This is a genomic window from Mycobacterium sp. E2497, from assembly GCF_001668695.1.
In the GTDB taxonomy this organism is placed as follows: domain Bacteria; phylum Actinomycetota; class Actinomycetes; order Mycobacteriales; family Mycobacteriaceae; genus Mycobacterium.
The window spans coordinates 1-6458 of record NZ_LZKD01000186.1; the positions used below are offsets into that span (position 1 = coordinate 1).

General features: G+C 69.4%; 7 protein-coding genes. 5 read left to right on the top strand and 2 right to left on the bottom strand.

Features of this window, described 5'->3' with window-relative positions; all coding sequences use genetic code 11:
* Position 1 precedes the first annotated feature (1 nt).
* Positions 2-415, bottom strand: a complete 414-nt coding sequence (locus tag A5713_RS17665; RefSeq protein WP_068097604.1) for a PaaI family thioesterase — start codon at positions 413-415, stop codon at positions 2-4.
* A 258-nt stretch (positions 416-673) separates the two neighbouring features.
* On the opposite strand from A5713_RS17665, the gene A5713_RS17670 reads away from it, so the two are divergent.
* The 4 genes from A5713_RS17670 to A5713_RS17685 all read left to right on the top strand — a co-directional run bounded on the left by A5713_RS17670 (position 674) and on the right by A5713_RS17685 (position 5080).
* Positions 674-1093, top strand: a complete 420-nt coding sequence (locus tag A5713_RS17670) for a BlaI/MecI/CopY family transcriptional regulator (protein ID WP_067921560.1) — start codon at positions 674-676, stop codon at positions 1091-1093.
* 14 nt (positions 1094-1107) lie between these two features.
* Positions 1108-2058: a M56 family metallopeptidase gene (locus A5713_RS17675; RefSeq protein ID WP_068097606.1), complete on the top strand. Its 951-nt coding sequence runs from the start codon at positions 1108-1110 to the stop codon at positions 2056-2058.
* 100 nt (positions 2059-2158) lie between these two features.
* The gene (gene gndA, locus A5713_RS17680; RefSeq protein WP_068097609.1) at positions 2159-3619 is read left to right on the top strand and encodes an NADP-dependent phosphogluconate dehydrogenase; all 1461 of its coding nucleotides are present in this window, start codon (positions 2159-2161) and stop codon (positions 3617-3619) included.
* 24 nt (positions 3620-3643) lie between these two features.
* A complete protein-coding gene (locus tag A5713_RS17685) occupies positions 3644-5080 on the top strand; it encodes a GuaB1 family IMP dehydrogenase-related protein (protein WP_068097612.1) in 1437 nt (478 codons plus the stop codon).
* Between the two features lie 22 nt (positions 5081-5102).
* On the opposite strand, the gene A5713_RS17690 is transcribed toward A5713_RS17685, so the two are convergent.
* Positions 5103-5729 (bottom strand): GNAT family N-acetyltransferase, encoded by a 627-nt coding sequence (locus tag A5713_RS17690; protein WP_068097615.1) that lies wholly within the window; start codon positions 5727-5729, stop codon positions 5103-5105.
* A gap of 289 nt (positions 5730-6018) precedes the next feature.
* On the opposite strand from A5713_RS17690, the gene A5713_RS17695 reads away from it, so the two are divergent.
* Positions 6019-6458: CNNM domain-containing protein (locus A5713_RS17695; RefSeq protein ID WP_156751929.1), on the top strand; the 440-nt coding region annotated here is incomplete at its 3' end.

Consider the following 6458-nt stretch of genomic DNA (forward strand, 5'->3'; position numbering starts at 1 on the left):
CCTACGCCTCGAGGTTCTGCAGCCGCACCTGGCCCCGGGCGACCACCCGGTCGTCGGCGTCGGTGATGGTGACCAGCCACAGCTGTTGGCGCCGGCCGCGGTGGATCGGTTCGGCTTTGCCGTACACCATGCCCGAGCCGATGGAACGCAGAAAGTCGGTGTTGTTGTTGACTCCCACGACGTTGCCTCCGCCGCGGGTGGCGAGCCAGGTGTAGGCGGCCACGCTGGCCATGCTCTCGATGATCGAGCAGTAGACGCCGCCGTGCACCAGGCCCATCGGCTGCAACAACTTGGGGGTGACCTCGAGCTCGGCGCGGGCGCCGTCGGGACCGAGTTCGGTGAATCGCAGCCCGATCTCCTGGTCGAAGGGCGCGGTGAAGTCCGTCGGAATGGTCGTCTCCGGAGGCTGTGGCACGTTCTGTGTCTACACCATCGTCCCTTGAAACGGCTGAGCCCCGTGCCGTTGGGCACGGGGCTCGCCGATCGAGTAGACCGGGGGTCACTGCAGCCCTCAGGACTCTGCCGCGGTCGCTGTTCGCTCGACTCGGTTAGCATAGGCAAGGCTGCCCTAATTTCGCAAGCTCTCGTTTGGTGGCGGGTTGAGCAGCTCCGGTACGACCGTCGGTAGTAAACCGGGAGTACGATGTTGTCGACGCTCAGGAGAGAACGCACTATGGCGAAACTGACCCGGCTGGGGGATCTGGAGCGCGCCGTGATGGACCACCTGTGGTCCACGCCGGAACCTCAAACGGTCCGCCAGGTACACGACGCACTGTCGGCGCGACGCGACCTTGCTTACACGACGATCATGACCGTGCTGCAAAGGCTGGCCAAAAAGAATCTGGTTTCCCAGATCCGCGACGACCGCGCGCACCGGTACGCACCCGTGCACGGCCGCGACGAACTGGTCGCCGGGCTGATGGTCGACGCGCTGTCCCAGGCAGAGGATTCCGGCGGCAGGCAGGCCGCACTGGTCCATTTCGTCGAGCGGGTGGGCGCCGACGAGGCGGACGCGCTGCGGCGCGCGCTCGCCGAGCTGGAAACCAATCACCGCAATAACGTGTCATCTGCTGGCGCGTCGACGGAGGACTGAGGGAGACTGACAGCGTGTCCGCGCTGGCCTTCACCATCCTCGCGGTGCTGCTGGTCGGTCCGGTGCCGGCCCTGTTGGCACGCGCGAGCTGGCCGCTGCGCGCGCCGCGCGCCGCGATGGTGTTGTGGCAGGCCGTCGCGCTGGCCGCGGTCCTCTCCGCCTTCAGCGCCGGCATCGCGATCGCCACGCGGCTGCTGATGCCCGGTCCCGACGGGCGGCCCACCGCCAGCATCCTCGGCGACGCGGGCCGGCTGGGGTGGCCGCTGTGGGTGGCATACATCGGCGTTTTCGCGTTGACCGTGCTGGTCGGAGCCCGATTGATGGTCGCCGTGGTCCGGGTGGCCATCGCGAATCGGCGGCGGCGGGCCCATCACCGCATGGTGGTGGATCTGGTCGGCGTCAGCCACGAAGCGGCGCTCCCCCAGCCCTGCGCCCGCACGCGCGACCTGCGCGTGTTGGACGTTCCGCAGCCGCTCGCCTACTGCCTGCCCGGCGTGCGCAGCCGGGTGGTGGTCAGCGAGGGCGCGCTCAACACCCTCGCCGACGCCGAGGTCGCGGCGATCCTCACCCACGAGCGCGCGCATCTGCGGGCCCGCCACGACCTCGTTCTGGAGGCCTTCACCGCGGTGCACGCCGCGTTCCCGCGGCTGGTGCGCAGCGCCAACGCGCTCGGCGCGGTGCAGCTGCTCGTCGAACTGCTCGCCGACGACGCCGCCGTGCGCGCGGAAGGCCGCGCTCCGTTGGCGCGGGCCCTGGTCGCGTGCGCGGCGGGGCACGCGCCGTCGGGTGCGCTGGCCGCGGGCGGTACCAGCACCGTGGTCCGCGTGCGCCGGTTGTGCGGGTGTGGCAACAGCCTGGCGCTGTCGGCGGCCGCATACCTGGCCGCGGTCGCCGTGTTCGTGGTGCCCACCGTCGCGCTCGCCGTTCCGTGGCTCACCGAGCTGCGGCGGCTGTTCAACCTCTGAACCAAGGCGGAGCCATCACCGCGGGCGGGCGCATGTCCGCTGTGCCACAGTGTGACGGAAAGCTTTTCGGCAACGTTCTGAAGACTTGAGAGGCGAAGACATGGGTTCGTCGGACGATTCACCAACCGCTACCGCGCAAATCGGTGTCACCGGCCTGGCGGTGATGGGGTCGAACATCGCGCGCAATTTCGCCCGGCACGGCTACACAGTGGCGCTGCACAACCGGTCTGTCGCCAAGACCGACGCGTTGCTCAAAGAGCACGGTGACGAGGGCACATTCGTGCGGTCGGAGACCATCGCGGAATTCCTGGCCGCCCTGGAGAAGCCGCGCTGCGTGCTCATCATGGTCAAGGCCGGCGACCCCACCGACGCCGTCATCAACGAGCTCGCCGACGCCATGGAGGAAGGCGACATCATCATCGACGGCGGCAACGCTCTCTACACCGACACCATTCGCCGCGAGAAGGCGATGCGGGAGCGCGGGCTGCACTTCGTCGGCGCCGGAATCTCCGGTGGCGAGGAGGGCGCGCTCAACGGCCCGTCGATCATGCCCGGCGGCCCCGCCGAGTCCTACAAGTCGCTGGGCCCGTTGCTCGAGGAGATCTCCGCCCACGTCGACGGCGTTCCGTGCTGCACGCACATCGGCCCCGACGGCGCGGGCCACTTCGTCAAGATGGTGCACAACGGCATCGAGTACTCGGACATGCAGCTCATCGGCGAGGCCTACCAGCTGCTGCGCGACGGGCTCGGCAAGACCGCCGGGCAGATCGCCGACGTCTTCGACGAGTGGAACTCCGGCGACCTGGACAGCTTCCTGGTCGAGATCACCGCGCAGGTGTTGCGCCAGACCGACGCGAAAACCGGCAAGCCTCTCGTCGACGTCATCCTCGACGAGGCCGAGCAGAAGGGCACCGGCCGCTGGACCGTGAAGTCCGCCCTCGACCTGGGCGTCCCGGTCACCGGCATCGCCGAGGCCGTGTTCGCCCGCGCGCTGTCGGGTTCGGTGACCCAGCGCAAGGCCACGACCGGGCTGGCCTCGGGAGAATTGGGCCGGAAGCCGGATGACAACCAGCAATTCACCGAGGACATCAGGCAGGCCCTGTACGCGTCCAAGATCATCGCGTATGCGCAGGGCTTCAACCAGATCCAGGCCGGCAGCGCCGAATACGACTGGGGCATCACCCCGGGCGATCTCGCCACCATCTGGCGCGGCGGATGCATCATCCGGGCGAAGTTCCTCAACCGCATCAAGGAGGCGTTCGACGAGGACCCCGACCTGCCGACGCTGATCGTCGCCCCCTACTTCCGCAGCGCGATCGAGGCCGCGATCGACGGCTGGCGGCGCGTCGTCGTGACGGCCACACAGCTGGGCATCCCGGTCCCGGGCTTCTCCTCCGCGCTGTCCTACTACGACGCCCTGCGCACCGAGCGCCTCCCCGCGGCGCTGACCCAGGGGCTGCGGGACTTCTTCGGCGCGCACACCTATGGCCGCATCGACGACGACCCGGACAAGCGTTTCCACACGCTGTGGAGCGGCGACCACAGCGAAGTGCCCGCTTAGGCATAACGGGGTACACGCACTGCGATGAGATTCCTGGACGGGCATGGACCCGGGTACGACCTGACCTACAACGACGTCTTCGTCATGCCGAACCGGTCGGAGGTCGCGTCACGCTTCGATGTCGACCTGTCCACCAACGACGGCTCGGGCACCACCATCCCGGTGGTGGTCGCCAACATGACCGCGGTGGCCGGGCGCCGGATGGCCGAGACGGTGGCGCGGCGGGGCGGGCTGGTCGTCCTGCCCCAGGACATCCCGATCACCGCGGTGCAGCAGACGGTGGAGTTCGTCAAGAGCCGCGATCTGGTGCTCGACACCCCGGTGGTGCTGGCGCCCGAGGATTCGGTGTCGGATGCCACCGCGTTGATCCACAAGCGCGCGCACGGGGTCGCCGTCGTCGTCTTCGAGGGCCGCCCGATGGGGCTGGTGAGCGAATCGAGCTGCCTCGGTGTGGACCGCTTCACCAGGGTGCGCGACGTCGCCAGCACCGATTTCGTCACGGCCCCGGTCGGCACCGAGCCGCGCAAGGTCTTCGACCTGCTCGAGCACGCCCCGATCGGGGTCGCGGTGGTGACGAACGCCGACGGCACGCTGGCGGGGGTGCTGACCCGCACCGGGGCGGTGCGGACCGGGCTCTACACCCCGGCGGTCGACGCCCGCGGGTGTTTGCGGGTGGGCGCGGCCGTCGGCATCAACGGCGACGTTGGGGCCAAGGCGCGTTCCCTGGCCGAGGCGGGTGTCGACGTGCTGGTCATCGATACCGCACACGGGCACCAGGTCAAGACGCTCGACGCGATCCGCACGGTCGCATCGCTCGAGCTCGGGGTGCCGCTGGTGGCGGGCAACGTCGTCTCCGCCGAAGGCACCCGCGATCTGCTGGGCGCCGGGGCGAACATCGTCAAGGTCGGCGTGGGTCCCGGGGCGATGTGCACCACCCGGATGATGACCGCGGTGGGGCGCCCGCAATTCTCGACCGTGGTCGAATGCGCTTCGGCGGCAAGGCAATTGGGCGGACATGTCTGGGCCGACGGCGGCGTCCGGCATCCGCGGGACGTGGCCTTGGCCCTGGTCGCCGGGGCGTCCAACGTGATGATCGGGTCGTGGTTCGCCGGGACCTACGAATCGCCCGGTGACCTGATGCGCGACCGCGACGACCAGCCCTATAAGGAGAGCTACGGCATGGCGTCCAAGCGCGCGGTGGTGGCCCGCAGCGGCGCCGACACCGCGTTCGACCGCGCCCGCAAAGCGCTGTTCGAGGAGGGCATTTCGACGTCGCGCATGGGGCTCGACCCGGACCGCGGCGGAGTCGAGGACCTGATCGACCACATCACCTCGGGCGTGCGCAGCACCTGCACCTACGTCGGCGCGGCGAACCTGACCGAACTCTACGAGCGGGCCGTCGTCGGCGTGCAGTCCGCCGCGGGCTTCGCCGAGGGCCATCCGCTGCCGCTCGGCTGGTGAGCCGCCGCGTCGCCCACGCCGATCATGCGTCGGGGGTCGGGCGTTCCAGCGCGTATAGCGACATGCGCCGGTTCGTCGTGTCGTGCTCGCCGAGGAACGCGCATCCGACGGCCTCGCACAGTCGGCGCGCCGCGGTGTTGCGGTGATCGGGATCGAACATGATCCGGCGGCAACGCGGCTCCATCGAGAAGACGCTGGCGATGATCCGCGGCAGGAGCGCCAGGCCCAGCCCCCGGTTCACCAGGGCCGGGTCGGCGATGGCGGCGTGCACCCCCACGTCGTAGGGTCCGGCGTCGTAATACTGCGAAATGAGATCCTTTGCACCCCAATATATTTCGAGGTATGCGCAATCGGCGCCGCCGATGCTCCCGAGCAGCGGCAGCGAGTACGTCCCGTCGAGTTGTGCGCCGAGATGACGCTCCCAGCGGGGCGTCGGCCAGTCGTATTCCCAGGCCGCCGCCAGGTGCGGACGGTTCATCCATTCCGACACCATGGCCGCATCCGCGCGCTCCGCGACGCGCAACGCGAAAGGCGGATCCAGCCCGGGAAGCGGGGGCCGGGCGATGCTTGCGATCTCCTCGGCGAGGTCGAGGCGCTCGCGGGGCAGGATCTGGGCCGATCGGGCTTCGGGTGGGGCTTCGGACGCCATAGTGCGCCCAGCCTAGCGGGGTAAGGTTAGGCAACCCATAGTCGGGTCGGCCGCCGTGTGGCAGGACGCACCCCAAAGCGGTGGTCGGCCGCGGGCGGGAGCCACCCGGCTACCATAAATCAGCAACGACGGAGGCGACCGCGTCCGCACCGGCTCCAGGCAGTGAAGGGATCGACGTGCCGCAGGCACCCATGCAGGCCATGGGCTTTCGGGCGCGGCGGTCGTCGGACGAATCCCCCGATGCGGAGCCTTCCCGAACGGCCCGTCGGCCGGCGGGCGGCGGTGATTCATGAACGCCACCGTCACCGTGATCAGCGTTCTGGCCATCGCCCTGCTCATCTTCGGCAACGCCGTCTTCGTCGCCGCCGAGTTCTCGCTGACGACGCTGGACCGCAGCGCAGTCGAGGCCAACGCCCGCGGCGGCGGCCGTCGTGACCGCGCGATCCGGCGCGCGCACCACAAGTTGTCGTTTCAGCTGTCCGGCGCCCAACTCGGCATCTCCGCCACCACTTTGGCGGCCGGTTACCTGACCGATCCGATGCTGGCCAACCTGCCGCACCCGTGGTTCGACGCGATCGGGATTTCCGACCGGGTGGCCGACGCCATCATGGCGTTGCTGGCTCTGGTCGTCGTCACCTCGGTGTCGATGGTGTTCGGCGAGCTGGTCCCCAAATACCTGGCCCTCGCCCGGCCGCTGTCCACCGCGCGGGCCGTGGTCGGCGTTCAGCT

What these genes read in the sequence shown, in the direction of transcription:
- A5713_RS17670 (WP_067921560.1), top strand. Translation starts at nt 674, where the DNA reads ATGGCGAAACTGACCCGGCTGGGGGATCTGGAGCGCGCCGTGATGGAC.
- A5713_RS17685 (WP_068097612.1), top strand. Translation starts at nt 3,644, where the DNA reads ATGAGATTCCTGGACGGGCATGGACCCGGGTACGACCTGACCTACAAC.
- A5713_RS17690 (WP_068097615.1), bottom strand. Translation starts at nt 5,729, where the DNA reads ATGGCGTCCGAAGCCCCACCCGAAGCCCGATCGGCCCAGATCCTGCCC.
- gndA (WP_068097609.1), top strand. Translation starts at nt 2,159, where the DNA reads ATGGGTTCGTCGGACGATTCACCAACCGCTACCGCGCAAATCGGTGTC.